Here is a 13,700-nt window from a genome sequence, read left to right as displayed (position 1 = left end):
AGTCATGAAGCTCCCAGCGGATAGGCACACCTCACGGTCTCACTGCAAGGCCAGCCAAAACGAACTGACGTCACAGCTCGTCAAATGGTGGCTCCCAGAGCCAGGCACATGCGGTCTATCCCGCCACCACCGAGTAGCGCCACCCGCAGGCAAGAGCCACCTCGGCCGCAGCGGCCAACGACTCCCTGGCTTCCGGATCGATGAGCCGAGCGGGCCCGGCATCCACCAGCCACGTACCCATCCTGGTCAGCACGAGGAAGTCCGGCGTGTGCTTACGCCATCGACTCCTCGTGCAGAACCTCAGCTTCAGTGGCTGCGACAGCACTTCCCGAACCTCACCGCAGAAGTCCAGAGCAACCAGCAGCCGGTCCGGGACGAGCAGGTCCTCCCAGCGGCATGCGTGCGACCACAGAAGCGCAGGACCACGCCGTCCACCGGTCATACCTGCAGCGCTGACATCCTGAAGACCTTCCACGCCTTCAGGTAAGCGGCCCCCTCACGCCCCGAGGACGATCCCCGATATTGACGACAACTTGCCCGCCGATGCCCACCAGACGACAGGAAGCCCGCCAATTTCACGACAGATATCGTGCCGATCGGTCATCGAACTCCCAGGTCGGGGCGGTAGAGGACGACAACTGGCGTGACGAGTCACAGAGGGGTTCACCCGGCGGCGCGACTGACGCCTTCCCAGCTCGCCCATACCTCCTTACGCCGGTCGGCGCTCTCCTGGGCGACGTCGTACATCGCGCCGCCGAGGATCAACCGCAGGGGCGGCTCGTCGCTGTCGACCAGTGCGAGCAGGGCTTTGGCCGCGTCGGCCGGATCGGCGTCCTCGGCGTCCTGCCACATGTCGGCGAGGGCGGAGTGCAGCGGGGCATAGGCCTCATGGGCGGGCTGGGTACGCATGGCGGTGTAGAGACCGGTGGTGTACCCGCCGGGCTCGACGATGCTCACCGTGACGCCGAACGCCGCGACCTCCTGCGCCAGCGCCTCGGTCATCCCTTCCAGCGCCCACTTGCTCGCGCTGTACAGCCCGCTGGTGGCGAAGCCGATGACCCCGCCGACGCTGGAGATCTGCACAAGGTGGCCTCCTGACTGCCGGCGCAGGTGAGGGAGGACGGCCTGGGTGACCCACAGCGCGCCGAAGAAGTTGGTCTCCAGCAACGCCCGGGCATCGGCCTCGGTGAACTCCTCGACGGCGCCCATGCCCATGATGCCCGCGTTGTTGACGATGACGTCCAGCCGCCCGAACGCAGCGGCGGCCTGCTCCACCGCCGCGAAGACCGCCGCGCGATCGGTGACGTCCATCGGCAGGGCGACCAACCGGCCTGGATGCTCGGCGGCGAGGGCAGTGAGCGTCTCGATCCGCCGGGCGGCGCCGACGACGCGATCGCCGGCATCCAGGGCCGCCCGGGTGAAGGCGAGGCCTAAGCCGCTGGATGCGCCGGTGACGAACCAGACGCGGTCGGCGGCAGCTGTGCTTTGGGTCATGCGGTTCTCCAATCAACGGAACGAGACGCTCCGCCTTGCTTGATTCAGGTCTGCGTCGGCTCTGGCCACAGGGCCTGTTTGCGCGATGTCGCCGGGTCAGGCGCCGACGGGGGCCGTCCACTCGACGAGCTGGACGACGACGCCGTTCGGGTCGGTGACCTGGAAGAGCCGCTCGCCCCACGGCTCCTCGCGCAGCGGCATCGTGATGGGCGCCCCGGCCTGCCGCAGGCGCTCCTCGTGTTCGGCGATGGCGGTGACGGTGAACGCCACGATCAGGCCGGCGGCGCGCTGGTCCCGCTGCTCCGGTGGGAGGACCTCGGTGCCGCGCTGGAGCAGCACGAGGTCGACGGCGGCGTCCTCGCGGGCGAGGGAGGCGAAGCCGTCCGCGGCCATGACCTGGTGGTAGCCGAAGTGGGTGGTGAAGAAGTCGCTGGAGGCGGCGACGTCGTCGACGGTCAGGGACACGGTGGAGGCGGTGATGTCGATGAGGGGCTCCATCTGTGACGGCGGGGTGTGGGCTGGTCGTGCAGGTGGAACGGAACGTGCGGGCGGGGCTCAGGGGGTGCGGCGCGCACGGGCGTTGACGCGGGTCGGCTTGATCGCGCGGGCGGCCGTCGCCATGTCCCCGCGGGAACGGGCAGGGGTGCGGGCCGGGCCCGTTCCGCCGCGCCGGCCGGCCAGGAACGCGGCAATGGCGGGGTTCATCTCGGCGGTGGTGGCACTGATGGTGCGGCGCATGCGGGGTCCCTCCCAGACGTAAACTTACGACGGGGGTAAACTTACACAGAGGGCTGAACGTTCGTCAAGCGAAAACTTACTCCGGTGGTAAAGTTCTCTCATGAGTGTTGAACCCCCGGGCCTCCGCGAGGCCAAGAAGCTGGAGACCCGGCAGCTGATCTCCGACCACGCCACCCGCCTGTTCCTGCAGCAGGGCTTCGAAGCGACGACCATCGCCGAGATCGCCGCCGCCGCCCGCGTCGCCAAGAAGACGGTCACCAACTACTTCGCCCGCAAGGAAGACCTCGCCCTCGACCACCACGAGGCATTCAGCAACAGCCTCGCCATCACCGTCGCGGAGCGCGCCGACGGTGAATCCGCCCTCACCGCCCTGCGCCGCGCCTTCGATGCCGCGCTCGAGACCCGCGACCCTGTCGCGGGCTTCGCCGGACCGGCCTTCTCCCGCATGATCGCCGACAGCCCCACCCTCACCGCCCGCCTGCGCGACCTCCACGACCAGCGCGAACACGCCCTCGCCCACGCTCTCGCCACCGCCACCGCCACCGACGCCGCCACCGACGACATCACCCCCCGCGCCGCTGCCGCCCAACTCGCCGCCGCCCACCGCCTCCTGTTCACCCGCATCCAGGAACTCACCCTCGCCGGCCACGACAACGACCACATCGCCGCCACCCTCACCGCTGAAGCCGCCCACGTCTTCGACCGGCTCGAACCCGCACTCGCCTCCTATGCCACGCGTTGACCCCACTGCGGGCGGATCGGGATAACGTCATGCCACCCGATCGATGACGAAAGGGAAAAAATGGCCAGCGCTACCCCCGCCGGTACGCTCACGCTCGCGGACGACCTCACCATCAGCCGCATGGGCTACGGCGCCATGCAACTGGCCGGCCCCGGTGTCTTCGGGCCGCCCAAGGACCGTGACCAGGCCATCGCGGTGCTCCGCGAGGCGGTCGACCTCGGCGTCACCCACATCGACACCAGCGACTACTACGGCCCCGTCGTCGTGAACGAGATCATCAAGGAAGCCCTGCACCCCTACCCGGCCGCCCTCCACATCGTCACCAAGGTCGGCGCCCGCCGCGGCGACGACGGCTCCTGGAACGCGTCGCTGGAGCCCGACGACCTCAAGGCCCAGGTCCGCGAGAACCTGGAGCACCTCGGCCTCGACACCCTCGCTGTCGTCAACCTCCGCATCGACTCCTTCGATGGCACCTCCGACGAGTCCGTCGCGGAGCAGTTCGGCGCTCTGGCAGAGCTCCGGCAGCAGGGGCTCATCCGCCACCTCGGGCTCAGCGGCGTCTCCTCGGCGCAGCTGACCGAGGCTCAGGCCATCGCCCCGGTCGTCACCGTGCAGAACCTCTACAACCTCGCCACCCGGCAGGACGACGACCTGGTCGAACGGTGCGCGGCGGAGAACATCGCCTTCGCTTCGTTCTTTCCGCTCGGCGGCTTCAGCCCGCTCCAGTCCGAGACCCTCACCAGCGTCGCCGCCCGTCTCGAAGCCTCGCCGCAACAGGTTGCCCTCGCCTGGCTGCTGCAGCGATCCACGACGACGGTCCTCATCCCCGGCACTTCGTCCGTGGCCCACCTCCGCGAGAACGTCGCCGCAGCGAGCCTCGAACTCCCGGCCGATGCGGTCGCGCAGCTCGACGCCATCGGCCGATAGCCCCCGTCCACGGTCGCCGTTGTGCGGTGCAGGTGGCCGGTCACCTGAAAGCCGCGATGTTGCGCACCGCCCACTCGGCGAAGGTCCTGGGCCCGCGGCCCAGGATCCGCTCGATGTCCGGGCTCACCCGCTGCTCCGCGGCCGTCGGCTCGCCCAGGATGGTGAGGGTGCCGTCCACCACGGGCTCCGGCATGAACTGCACCATCTGCGCCCGCGCCTCGGCACGGCTCAGCTCGACGAATCGTACGGAACTCCCCAGCGCGTCCTCGATGGCGTGCGCCTGTTCGCGCGGGGAGACCGGCGCCGGGCCCGTGAGTTCGTACGTGCGGCCTGCATGACTCCCGTCGCGCAGCGCCGCGGCCGCGACCTCCGCGATGTCTGCCGGGTCGATAACCGGCAGGCCGATGTCGGCGAAGGGCGCGGCGACCGTCCGCTGCGAACGGACCGTCTCCGCCCATGCGAAAGCGTTGGAGGCGAAGCCGCCCGGCCGCAGGACCGTCCAGTCCGGGCCCGCCTGATGGACGGCGTGCTCGAACTCCCGCAGATGGGTGTGGGAGAGGGACTCCGGCCGGGTCCCCACGCCCAGGGAGGAGAGCAGGACGACCCGGCGTACCCCGCCCGCCTTCACGGCGTCGAGGATGCCCTGCGGGTTCAGGTTCTCGCCGTCGGCGGAGACGAGGAGGAAGAGCGCATCGGCTCCGTCGAGTACGGGCTTGAGCCGCTCGGGTTCGGCCAGGTCGGCCTGCCGGTGGAGTACGCCCTTCGGGGCCGAGGCCTCCGAAGGCCGCCGTGAGACGGCCGTCACCTGCTCGCCGGCGGTGGCGAGGGCCTGCACGAGCGGCCGTCCGACGTTCCCGGTGGCTCCTGTTACGACAATCATGGTCAACTCCCGTTTCCAGTCCGAAGTTTCGGTTCTGACTGCCATCCTGGAGACCAAACTGGCCATCTTCTGGCCAGTTTCCGGAGGAGAGTGATCTGCTGTGAGAGCTGATCGTCTGGTGGCGACCCTGCTGTTCCTGCAGACACGGGGACGGGTGACCGTGGCCGAGGTGGCCGCGGAGCTGGAAGTGTCCGAACGCACCGCCCGGCGCGACCTGGAGGCGCTCGCGACCTCCGGCATCCCCGTCTACTCGCAGCGCGGCCGCGGCGGCGGCTGGTCACTGGTCGGCGGGGCCCGGACCGACCTCACCGGGCTGACCGCCGACGAGATCCGGGCGCTGTTTCTCGTCGCGGGACCTTTGTCGGCCACGCCCGAGCTGCGGACGGCGCTGCGCAAGCTGGTGCGGGCGCTGCCGTCGACCCTGCGGTCGGGAGCGGAGGCCGCCGCGAACGCCGGTGTCACGGACGACACGGACTGGTCGCGCTCCCCCGTCACGGCCGCGGCGCCCCAACTCGACGCGCTCCAGAGGGCGGTGGTGGAAGGTACGCAGATCCGCCTCGGATACGCACGCCCCGGCAGGCCCGCGGGCGAGCGTACGGTCCATCCGCTCGGCCTCGCGTCCAAGGCGGGCGTCCGCTATCTCGTCGCGGGTACGGCCCACGGCCTGCGGACCTTCCGCCTCAGCCGCGTCACCTCGGTCACCCCGACCGGCGATCCGGTCGTGCGGCCGGACGGCTTCGACCTGCCCACGGCCTGGCGCTCCCTCGCGGCGGGAATGGAGGACCGCATGCTCGCTGCGACGGTACGGGGCCGGGCGGAGAGGGGTGCCGAGCCGGTCCTGCAGGGGCTGTTCGGCGGACGGCTGCGGATCGGCCCGTCGCCCCTTGCCGACGACCGACTGGAGATCGAGATCGACGGCCCGTCACCGGAGATCGTGGCGGCGCAGCTGGCGGGGCTGGGAGCGCGCGTGGAGGTCCTGGACCCGCCGGAGGCCAGGGAGCGGCTCGCGGAGCTGGCGGCCGAACTCACCGCCGTCTACGGGCGGTGAACGCCGGTGGTGTTCCTCTCGTCGCACCACCGATCAGGCAACGGACCACCAGGAGTATGCGGGAGGATCAACCAGGACCGCCGAACCGGCAAACCGCCGTACTGCCGAACCGTCGACCTCCGTACCTCCCTACCGCCGTACCGCCGTACCGCCGAGAGGAATTCCGCAGTGCCCGTCGAACGCATAGGCCCGCCCCTGACCGGAGGCGAGCGCGAAACGCTGCGTGCCTTCCTCGACTTCCACCGCGCCACCCTCGCCATGAAGGCCGACGGCCTCTCCGACGAGGACCTGCGCCGCCGGTCCATGCCACCCTCGACACTCTCCCTGCTCGGCCTGGTGCGGCACATGGCCGAGGTGGAGCGCACCTGGTTCCGCCGGGTGATCAACGGGGAGGACATCCCGCTCGTCTGGTCCGACGAGGGCGACTACCAAGTGGCGTACGACGCGAGCGAGTCCACCCGCTCGGAGGCTTTCGAGGCCTGGCAGACGGAGGTCGAGCACTCTCGCCGGATCGAGGAGCAGGCCACGTCCCTCGACGTGACCGGCTACCAGGCCAGGTGGGGCGAGGACGTGTCGCTCCGGCTGGTGATGCTGCACATGATCCATGAGTACGCCCGGCACAACGGCCACGCCGACTTCCTCCGCGAGGGGATCGACGGCACGGTGGGCGCGTAGGGCGTGTTTCAGAAGTCCCGCCGCGCGAGCTCCGGCGGCAGCGGGCGGCTGTGCAGCACGTCCAGCCGGGACACGGCCCGCGTCAGCACCACGTACAACCGGTGCAGGCCGCGCGCTTCCGCGCCGGCGATCGCCGCGGGCTCGGCGACGACGACATGGTCGTACTCCAGGCCCTTGGCGAGCGTCGCGGGCAGTACGGTGACGCGCGCGCCCGCCGTGAGGTCGTCGGCGGTGGCGGTCGCGACACCCGCCGTGGCGAGCGCCGCGCGCAGCCGGTCCGCCTCCGGCCCGTCCGCGATCACTCCGATCGAGCCCTCGTGGGCCAGCGCCGCCCGTACCGCGCCGACGGTCGCGGCGGCGACATCATCGACCCGCCGGATCGTCAACTCGCCGTCTCCGCGCATCGACCGGGCCTGTGGCACGTCGACGTCCAGTGCGCGGACCAGCCGGTTGGCGAGGCCCACGATCACCGCCGGGACCCGGAACCCTGTCGTCAGCGGGACCACCGCCGCCTGCTCCTTGCCGAGGTGCGCCAACTGCTCGGGCCAGCTCCGGGCCGCCCACGGCGTGGTGCCCTGTGCGAGGTCGCCGAGCACCGTCAGTGAGCCGAAGCCGGCCCGGCGGGCGATCGCGCGGCATTGCATCGGCGAGAGGTCCTGCGCCTCGTCGACGACGATATGGCCGTAGCCCTCGGGACGTTCGATCAGACCGGCGAGCTCGTCGAGGAGTACCAGATCGGCCGCCGACCACTTCGCCGACCTGTACGAACGCGGAGGCCGGGCCCAGCGGATCGCGTCCTGCTCCGCCACCGTGAGGAGCGGGTCGACGGGGTCGGTGAGCAGCGCGGCCAGCACCTCCTCCGGCTGCGTACGCGGCCAGACCGTGTCGACGAAGGCGGAGACCGCGCGGGCCCGGCCGACCTTCTGCACCCAGATGTTGCTCACCGGTCCGGCCCGGCGCTCCGCCTGGAGCTGGATGGCGCGGACGGCGCGGGTGCGGACGCGTTCGCGGCCGACGGCGTACGGCGGCGCCTCCGACCGCACCTCGGCGACGATCCGCTCGAGCTCGTCGAGCGGGATGCGCCAGCGGTACGAACCGTCGGGGACGGCGACCGGCTCGGCCGGCGGCGCCACCCTAGCGTACAGCGCGCGATGCAGAACGGCGGCCATCCGGGCGTCGTGCTTGACCACCGCGGCGGCCTCGCCGTCCTGGGCCCGCACCTCGTGGCGGGCGATCTCGTCGTCGACCGTCGACTGGCGGATGCCCATCTCGCCGAGTGAGGGCAGCACCTCGGAGATGTAGGAGAGGAAGGTGCGGTTGGGGCCGAGGATCAGCAGTCCGCGGCGCTGGATGCGCTGCGGGTAGGTGTAGAGGAGATACGCGGCACGGTGCAGGCCGACGGCGGTCTTCCCGGTGCCCGGGGCGCCCTGGACGCAGACGGAATCGGCCAGCCCGGACCGTACGAGATCGTCCTGCTCGGGCTGGATGGTGGCGGCGATGTCGCGCATCGGGCCGACGCGCGGCCGCTCGATCTCGCCGGCCAGGATCGCGCTCTCGGCCGACTCGCCCGCCGTCAGGTGCTCGTCCTCGAAGCTGGTCAGATCGGCGGAGTCGCCCTTGCTCCAGGGCGCCCAGCCGAAGCGGCGGCGTACGGCGACGCCCTGCGGGTCGCGGGCGCCGGCCTGGTAGAAGGTGCGCGATACGGGGGCGCGCCAGTCGACGACCAGGGGCGGGGCGGAGGGGTGTTCGCTGATGCGGCGGCGGCCGATGTGGTAGCGCTGCCCGTCCTGGAGGTCGAGGCGGCCGAAGAACAGCGGGCTGTCCGGTTCCTCGGCCAACTCCTTTGCCCAGCTGCGCAGTTGGTAACCGAGGACCTCGGCGTCGGCACCGGAGGCGAAGGCGTTCTCGCCGGTGACGACCCGCTGTGCGGCGCCGTCGACCATGCCGGTCATGGCGACGCGGCAGGCCTCGTGGAAGATGCGTTCCTGAGCCAGTTCCCTGGCGAGTGCGTCATCGGGTGCCGTCATTCCAAACAGAATAACGTAACCGAGTTACATTTTTAACCGTGATTCACTCCAGCCCGCTGCGCAGCTGGTCGAAGGCCAGTCCGGCCGCGGCGACCGCGTCGGGTCGGACCTGTTCGGCGCTCTCCCCCGCCTCGATCCGCCGCCAGGTCTCCTCGGCGAGGATCCGCTGCACGGCGACGATCTGACCGGCGGCGAGGCGCGCGCCGAGACGGCCTGCCCCGGCCGGGAGACCGGCGGCACCGAGGGCTTCGGCCAGCGCCTCCTCCGACCTGCCCTGGTACGCGTACAGCCGCGCCACCAGGCTCGGCGTCCCGTACAGCAGCCGGTGGTAGGCGAGTACACCCTCCTCGCCACTGAGCCCGGTGATCGGGTCGCAGCGCTCCAGCCCGTCGAGGAAATGCCGGTGCAGGGCGTCCAGCGGGGAGACGCCGGCGGGCCGGGCCGCCACCACGCGGGCCGCCTCGTCCTCGTGGTCGGCGAACCGGTGCAGCGCCAGGTCCTCCTTGGTGGGGAAGTACCGGAAGAGGGTCGGCTTGGAGACATCCGCGGCGGCCGCGATCTCCGCGACCGAGACCCGGTCGAAGCCCTTCTCCAGGAAGAGCGCGATCGCGGCATCCGAGATCGCCCGGTACGTCTGCCGCTTCTTGCGCTCCCGCAGGCCCATCTCACCGCTCATGACTCCAAAGCGTACGCAGTCGGAGTTGACCTCAATCGCAGTTGAGGTTCCAGACTGCCGACAAGCTATCGAGTTGAGGAGTGGACGGCATGCGCGTGGCACAGGTGAAGGAATTCGGCGGCCCCGAGGTTCTGGTCACGACGGAGGTCCCGGATCCGGTGGCGGGTCCCGGCGAGGTGGTCGTGGCGGTCTCCGCGGTGGACACGATCTTTGTGGAGACGCAGGTGCGGTCCGGCGCCTTCGGCGAGCACTTCGCGGTCCAGCCGCCGTACGTGCCGGGCGGCGGCATCGCCGGTACGGTGCGCGCGGTCGGCGAGGGCGTGGACAAGGCGTGGACCGGCCGCCGTGTCATCACCGCGCTCGGCTTCACCGGCGGCTACGCCGAGCAGGCCGTGGCCTCCGCGGCCAAGCTGGTCCCCGTCCCCGACGGCCTCGGACTGCAGGAGGCCGCCGCCCTGGTCCACGACGGCGTCACGGCCGGCGCGCTTTTGGAGTCCACCGGCCTGGGCACGGGCGAGCGGGTGCTGATCCTGGGCGCGTCGGGCGGCATGGGCACGCTGCTGGTGCAGCTCGCGAAGGCCGCCGGGGCGGAGGTGGTCGGGGTGGCCCGGGGTGAGCGGAAGACGTCCCTGGTACGGGAGTTGGGCGCGGATGTGGTCGTGGACGCGACCCGGGACGACTGGGTCGCCCAGACCCGCGCGGCGCTGGGCCCGGCCGGCGCGGACGTGGTACTCGACGGGGTCGGCGGTGCTCCCGGCCTGGCCGCCTTCGCGCTGACGGCGGACGGCGGGCGCTTCTCGGCGCACGGGGCGCCGACGGGCGGCTTCGCCCCGGTGGATGCGGCGGAGGCGGAGCGCCGTGGGATCAAGCTGCTCGGCATCGGGGACGTACAGCTCTCGGACGAGGAGTACGCGCGCCTGGCGGCGAAGGCCCTGGAGGATGCGGCCACGGGCCGGCTGCGCCCGGTGATCGGCGGCACGTTCCCGCTGACGCGTGCGGCGGATGCCCACGCGGCGATCGAGGCCCGGACGCTGCGGGGGAAGGTGCTGCTGACGACGTGAGAAGCGGCCCTCGCCCCCCTCACGCCACCCGCCGTACCTCGTCCACGTCCACCTCGTCGGCCCCGTCCGCCTTCTCCGCCGCTGCCTTGGCGCGCTGCCAGGCGACAAGCGCCAGGGCTGTCCGCCCGGAGCTCGGCACCCGCCGCAGCCCGAGCGGTCGGCGCCCCGCGCGCAGCACCGCCTCGATCCCCGTCGCGGTCCGCTCCAGAGCGGCCCGGTCGGGATGGCGGGCGAAGGCCAGGGCCAGCCGGATCACATCGATGTAGACCGACTGCAGCCGTTCGAAGTCGAGATAGATCCGCAGTGCGCGGCGGTGCCCGGCAAGCGCTGCCGGACGGCTGTGGGCGACAGCCGTGCGCCAGGCCCTCAGCGCAGCCCGCCGCTCGGCCCGTTTCGCGTACCGCATCCGCGAGAGATGCGAGGCAATCTCGTAGACGGGGTCACCGAAGAGGGCGAGTTCCCAGTCGATCAGGGAGAGCCGGCCGTCCGCGCCGGCGATGAGGTTGCCCCGGTGGACGTCGGTGTGAAGGAGTACGAACGGCCGCTCCCCCAGCTCCTCTGCGCGTTCCATCAGCCGTGCGAAGGCGTCGTCGGGCACCTTCAGGCCGGCGAACAGCGTCCGGAAATCCTTGCCGTGCCGCCCCTTCACCTCACTCTCGGTGAAGTCGACCAGCGTACGGAGAAAACCTGCGCAGTCTCCGTCGGCCGGCCAGCCCTCGGGACAGGGCGGCAGCAGCCGGGAGGGGACCGCTGCCGTCTGCCGGAAGAGCTCCCCGAGGGAGTCGATGTACGGGAGTGCCACCGGCCCCTCACGTCCCACGAGGTCCGACAGCGGATCGCCCTCTGCGAAGGAGTGCACGGTGAAACCGGGCCGGTCGGCCAGCACGCGGGGGCTTCCGTCCACCCGGCCCGCGATGGCGCCGAGCAGCTCCCCCTCGGGCCAGATCCGCAGATTGAACTGGACGGCTTCGGTGATCGGCGCCCGTACCTTCACCGGCGTACCGGCAGGCAGCGCGACCGACGCGGCGAGCGCGTGCGGCAGTTCCACACAGTAGTTGCGGTGGTAGTAGCCGGTGAGGGGCGCCCCCTCACCGGCCGCTCGGTACAGCGACTCCCAGCTGTCGACGACACGTCCGGACGCGCTGCGGGCTACATCGGACATGCGGCTCCTGCGCTCTCGAGGCCGAAGACACCACTGACGGACCGTTCCGGGCCGCCGGTCACGTTCATACCCAAAGAGTAGTGACAGCACCAAACCCCTTGCGGAGAAGGAAGGTTGACACTGTGCACACGCCATATGGCCGGGGCTCGTCCGTCATCCCTACCCGACTGTCATCCCTACCCGACGACAGCCGCCTGCATGACGCTCAGATCCGCGGCAAAGCAGGTGGCTCCGGCCGCCTCGAGCCGCCGCAGTTTCTCCTGGCGTGGGTGGTATCCGATGAACGGCACACCGGCCGCCGCTGCCGCCTTGGCGTCGGCGGGCGAGTCGCCGATCATCACACTGTCCGCGGCGGCCGTACCGGTGCTGTCGAGGAGTTGCCGCAGGCTGTGCGGAGCGGGCTTCATCAGGCTCAGGTCATCGGGCCGGCCGACGATCCGGTCGTTGAAGTACTTCTCGAGCCCACGGCGGTGGAGATACGCCCGGATCGCCGCCTCGCAGTTGTTCGATGCGATGGCAAGCAGCTTGCCCTCGCCGCGCAGCTGCGCCATGAGCGGCTCGGCCGCGGCGGTGGGCACCGCCGTCTCGGCGGCTTCGGTCTCCGCCTCTTCAAGGCACTTGCGCACCGTCCCGACCAGGCCGACGGGGTCGCCCGTACGGACGGCGTGCACCTGCAGCATCACTTGGAGGGGATCGGTCATCCCCTCGATCCTGGCGCTCAGGCCGGCGTCGGGGCGGACGATGTCGCGCAGCGTCGCGGCGATGCTCGAGGCCGTGCGCGGGTGCGCAAAGAGATCACAGACGGGTCCGTCGAAGTCCCACAGGACGAGGGAGGCACGGGAGAGCAGATCTCGTAGCTGGGTAGGGGAGGTGAGCAACACGATCAGTCGCCAAAGTCCGCATCTTGGGCCAGTAGCTCCCAATAGGAGTCGAAGAACGTTTGCGCTGTCTCCACCTTCAGTGCCTGGTCAGGCTTGGAGTACGGAAAGAGCGTGGCGCCGAGCCCGAGCGAGTTGAGGGTTGTGCCCTCCTGCTCCTCTCCCTCGACCGGGTCGGGATCCGTGCCCTCCAGGGTGTAGTAACCCTCGAGCAGCAGATCCCTGTTCAGGAGATACATCTTGCTGGTCGGCGTGAGGCGCACGGTCCTGATCTGGACCGACACCTCGGGAACGAGCCGCTGTCGCTTGAGGGTACGCAATTCACTGCGCAACGACTTGGAACACTGGATCAGGGTGTCGCGGTGCCGCTGGCGCGGCCGCTCGTCGTCCGGGTCGTGCAAGGACACGGGGAAGGCGAGCTTGATGCCGGGGTCGGGAAGCATCAGGCGCAGAGAGATGCTCCGCGGCCGGATGCTGCCGTCGTGGATGCGGGTGATCTGTGCCCCGAGTTGCCGGTTCATCGTCTCCGAGGTGAGGGAGAAGACGTCCATGGTGATGTCATCGGCATCGAAGGCTGCTTGAAGATGGGGCTGGAGCGTCTCCAGGGCGGGCCGCGCGAAGACCTGCTGGGCCGTGGAAGCGCGGCCTCCGGCGGGCAGCACCCGGGCGCCACTACCCTGACGTGACTCGATCAGACCCTCGTCGATGAGCAGTTTCAGAGCCTTGGTCACCGTCGCCCGGGACACCTGGAAGGTGTCCCTCAACTCCCGTTGCGTAGGCAGCAGCTTGCCCGCTCCGTACACACCGCCGCTGATGCCTTCCCTCAGCCGGGCGGCGACGATCTCGTACTTTCTGCCCTCTTCGCCTGCCAGTTCGCGAGTTGCCACCGTCCCACCGTACAACTGCCCTATGGGTACGCGTAATTGGCCTGCCGAATAAGACATGTTCGAGCCACTTCAGGCCGACCGGCCAATTTCCGGTCAACCACCCGATCCAATAGTCATACAAGTTTGCCGGTGCCTGACGAACGGGAAGACAACAGACAGGTCAACCAGACTGATTTGCTTGCAACTTGACTGCTTGACCGACTCTGACGGGGCGCCCGAGCGGGTACAACGGCGTGCGGGCACAGGCGCTCCCCGCCATTCCGAAGGAGGGGGACCCATGCCTTGGATGACCTTAGTAGTCGAACAGTTCGTGCAATGGCGGTTCGGATACGTCGCAGCGCTCGGACTCACCCTGCTGACCATCGGGGTGAAGGCCGAGAACGCCACCTGCGCCGGCGTCGGCGGCGCCCTGCTGACGGTGCCGGTCGTGGCGGCCGGCACCTGACGGACCTCCGCGCCTCAGCCGCCCGCCCGGACACCACAGCGCCCGCCCGGACATCACAGC

General features: G+C 70.4%; 16 protein-coding genes. 6 read left to right on the top strand and 10 right to left on the bottom strand.

Annotated features, from left to right (window positions below):
- Window positions 1–115 precede the first annotated feature (115 nt).
- The 4 genes from ACFYXH_RS08515 to ACFYXH_RS08500 all read right to left on the bottom strand — a co-directional run bounded on the left by ACFYXH_RS08515 (window position 116) and on the right by ACFYXH_RS08500 (window position 2,232).
- Window positions 116–442 carry a hypothetical protein gene (locus ACFYXH_RS08515; protein WP_389561359.1) on the bottom strand — a complete coding sequence of 109 codons (327 nt, stop codon included), beginning with the start codon at window positions 440–442 and terminating at the stop codon, window positions 116–118.
- A 221-nt stretch (window positions 443–663) separates the two neighbouring features.
- Window positions 664–1,494, bottom strand: coding sequence for an SDR family NAD(P)-dependent oxidoreductase (locus tag ACFYXH_RS08510; protein ID WP_389561358.1), 831 nt, complete (start codon window positions 1,492–1,494; stop codon window positions 664–666).
- Window positions 1,495–1,590: 96 nt separating this feature from the next.
- On the bottom strand, window positions 1,591–1,980 hold the full coding sequence (locus tag ACFYXH_RS08505) for a VOC family protein (RefSeq protein WP_389561816.1): 390 nt from the start codon (window positions 1,978–1,980) through the stop codon (window positions 1,591–1,593).
- 69 nt (window positions 1,981–2,049) lie between these two features.
- Window positions 2,050–2,232, bottom strand: a complete 183-nt coding sequence (locus tag ACFYXH_RS08500; protein WP_389561357.1) for a hypothetical protein — start codon at window positions 2,230–2,232, stop codon at window positions 2,050–2,052.
- A 100-nt stretch (window positions 2,233–2,332) separates the two neighbouring features.
- Between ACFYXH_RS08500 and ACFYXH_RS08495 the strand changes: the two genes are divergently transcribed.
- Both ACFYXH_RS08495 and ACFYXH_RS08490 read left to right on the top strand, forming a co-directional pair.
- A complete protein-coding gene (locus ACFYXH_RS08495; RefSeq protein ID WP_389561356.1) occupies window positions 2,333–2,974 on the top strand; it encodes a TetR/AcrR family transcriptional regulator in 642 nt (213 codons plus the stop codon).
- Window positions 2,975–3,034: 60 nt separating this feature from the next.
- Window positions 3,035–3,901 (top strand): oxidoreductase, encoded by an 867-nt coding sequence (locus tag ACFYXH_RS08490; protein WP_389561355.1) that lies wholly within the window; start codon window positions 3,035–3,037, stop codon window positions 3,899–3,901.
- A 40-nt stretch (window positions 3,902–3,941) separates the two neighbouring features.
- Here the strand turns inward: ACFYXH_RS08490 and ACFYXH_RS08485 are convergent, their stop codons facing one another.
- On the bottom strand, window positions 3,942–4,781 hold the full coding sequence (locus ACFYXH_RS08485; RefSeq protein ID WP_389561354.1) for an NAD(P)H-binding protein: 840 nt from the start codon (window positions 4,779–4,781) through the stop codon (window positions 3,942–3,944).
- Window positions 4,782–4,881: 100 nt separating this feature from the next.
- Between ACFYXH_RS08485 and ACFYXH_RS08480 the strand changes: the two genes are divergently transcribed.
- Together ACFYXH_RS08480 and ACFYXH_RS08475 are read left to right on the top strand one after the other, a co-directional pair.
- Window positions 4,882–5,829, top strand: a complete 948-nt coding sequence (locus ACFYXH_RS08480) for a helix-turn-helix transcriptional regulator (protein ID WP_389561353.1) — start codon at window positions 4,882–4,884, stop codon at window positions 5,827–5,829.
- Window positions 5,830–5,997: 168 nt separating this feature from the next.
- Entirely contained in the window at window positions 5,998–6,504 is a 507-nt protein-coding gene (locus ACFYXH_RS08475) for a DinB family protein (protein ID WP_327324489.1), read from the top strand.
- Window positions 6,505–6,512: 8 nt separating this feature from the next.
- Here the strand turns inward: ACFYXH_RS08475 and ACFYXH_RS08470 are convergent, their stop codons facing one another.
- Both ACFYXH_RS08470 and ACFYXH_RS08465 read right to left on the bottom strand, forming a co-directional pair.
- Window positions 6,513–8,531, bottom strand: coding sequence for a HelD family protein (locus ACFYXH_RS08470; RefSeq protein ID WP_389561352.1), 2,019 nt, complete (start codon window positions 8,529–8,531; stop codon window positions 6,513–6,515).
- 43 nt (window positions 8,532–8,574) lie between these two features.
- Window positions 8,575–9,207: a TetR/AcrR family transcriptional regulator gene (locus tag ACFYXH_RS08465; protein ID WP_389561351.1), complete on the bottom strand. Its 633-nt coding sequence runs from the start codon at window positions 9,205–9,207 to the stop codon at window positions 8,575–8,577.
- 89 nt (window positions 9,208–9,296) lie between these two features.
- Here ACFYXH_RS08465 and ACFYXH_RS08460 point away from each other — a divergent pair, with 89 nt between their 5' ends.
- On the top strand, window positions 9,297–10,268 hold the full coding sequence (locus ACFYXH_RS08460; protein WP_389561350.1) for a zinc-binding dehydrogenase: 972 nt from the start codon (window positions 9,297–9,299) through the stop codon (window positions 10,266–10,268).
- Between the two features lie 19 nt (window positions 10,269–10,287).
- On the opposite strand, the gene ACFYXH_RS08455 is transcribed toward ACFYXH_RS08460, so the two are convergent.
- From ACFYXH_RS08455 to ACFYXH_RS08445, 3 genes are all read right to left on the bottom strand, one after another.
- Window positions 10,288–11,430 (bottom strand): phosphotransferase family protein, encoded by a 1,143-nt coding sequence (locus ACFYXH_RS08455; protein WP_389561349.1) that lies wholly within the window; start codon window positions 11,428–11,430, stop codon window positions 10,288–10,290.
- Between the two features lie 176 nt (window positions 11,431–11,606).
- Window positions 11,607–12,311: an HAD family hydrolase gene (locus ACFYXH_RS08450; protein WP_389561348.1), complete on the bottom strand. Its 705-nt coding sequence runs from the start codon at window positions 12,309–12,311 to the stop codon at window positions 11,607–11,609.
- 2 nt (window positions 12,312–12,313) lie between these two features.
- Window positions 12,314–13,195, bottom strand: coding sequence for a GntR family transcriptional regulator (locus tag ACFYXH_RS08445; protein ID WP_389561347.1), 882 nt, complete (start codon window positions 13,193–13,195; stop codon window positions 12,314–12,316).
- Between the two features lie 286 nt (window positions 13,196–13,481).
- On the opposite strand from ACFYXH_RS08445, the gene ACFYXH_RS08440 reads away from it, so the two are divergent.
- Entirely contained in the window at window positions 13,482–13,640 is a 159-nt protein-coding gene (locus ACFYXH_RS08440) for a hypothetical protein (protein WP_389561346.1), read from the top strand.
- The last annotated feature ends 60 nt before the right edge of the window (window positions 13,641–13,700 follow it).

Origin of the sequence: Streptomyces sp. NPDC002730 (assembly GCF_042888805.1) — a bacterium.
Classification (GTDB): domain Bacteria; phylum Actinomycetota; class Actinomycetes; order Streptomycetales; family Streptomycetaceae; genus Streptomyces.
Note: the sequence above shows the minus strand (reverse complement) of the source record. Positions and strands in the feature narration are given on the sequence as shown.

Bases quoted from the DNA above. Each gene is read 5' to 3' on its own strand.
- ACFYXH_RS08515 (WP_389561359.1), bottom strand. From the start codon at position 442: ATGACCGGTGGACGGCGTGGTCCTGCGCTTCTGTGGTCGCACGCATGC.
- ACFYXH_RS08485 (WP_389561354.1), bottom strand. From the start codon at position 4,781: ATGATTGTCGTAACAGGAGCCACCGGGAACGTCGGACGGCCGCTCGTG.
- ACFYXH_RS08500 (WP_389561357.1), bottom strand. From the start codon at position 2,232: ATGCGCCGCACCATCAGTGCCACCACCGCCGAGATGAACCCCGCCATT.
- ACFYXH_RS08510 (WP_389561358.1), bottom strand. From the start codon at position 1,494: ATGACCCAAAGCACAGCTGCCGCCGACCGCGTCTGGTTCGTCACCGGC.
- ACFYXH_RS08455 (WP_389561349.1), bottom strand. From the start codon at position 11,430: ATGTCCGATGTAGCCCGCAGCGCGTCCGGACGTGTCGTCGACAGCTGG.
- ACFYXH_RS08465 (WP_389561351.1), bottom strand. From the start codon at position 9,207: ATGAGCGGTGAGATGGGCCTGCGGGAGCGCAAGAAGCGGCAGACGTAC.
- ACFYXH_RS08470 (WP_389561352.1), bottom strand. From the start codon at position 8,531: ATGACGGCACCCGATGACGCACTCGCCAGGGAACTGGCTCAGGAACGC.
- ACFYXH_RS08460 (WP_389561350.1), top strand. From the start codon at position 9,297: ATGCGCGTGGCACAGGTGAAGGAATTCGGCGGCCCCGAGGTTCTGGTC.
- ACFYXH_RS08440 (WP_389561346.1), top strand. From the start codon at position 13,482: ATGACCTTAGTAGTCGAACAGTTCGTGCAATGGCGGTTCGGATACGTC.
- ACFYXH_RS08495 (WP_389561356.1), top strand. From the start codon at position 2,333: ATGAGTGTTGAACCCCCGGGCCTCCGCGAGGCCAAGAAGCTGGAGACC.
- ACFYXH_RS08490 (WP_389561355.1), top strand. From the start codon at position 3,035: ATGGCCAGCGCTACCCCCGCCGGTACGCTCACGCTCGCGGACGACCTC.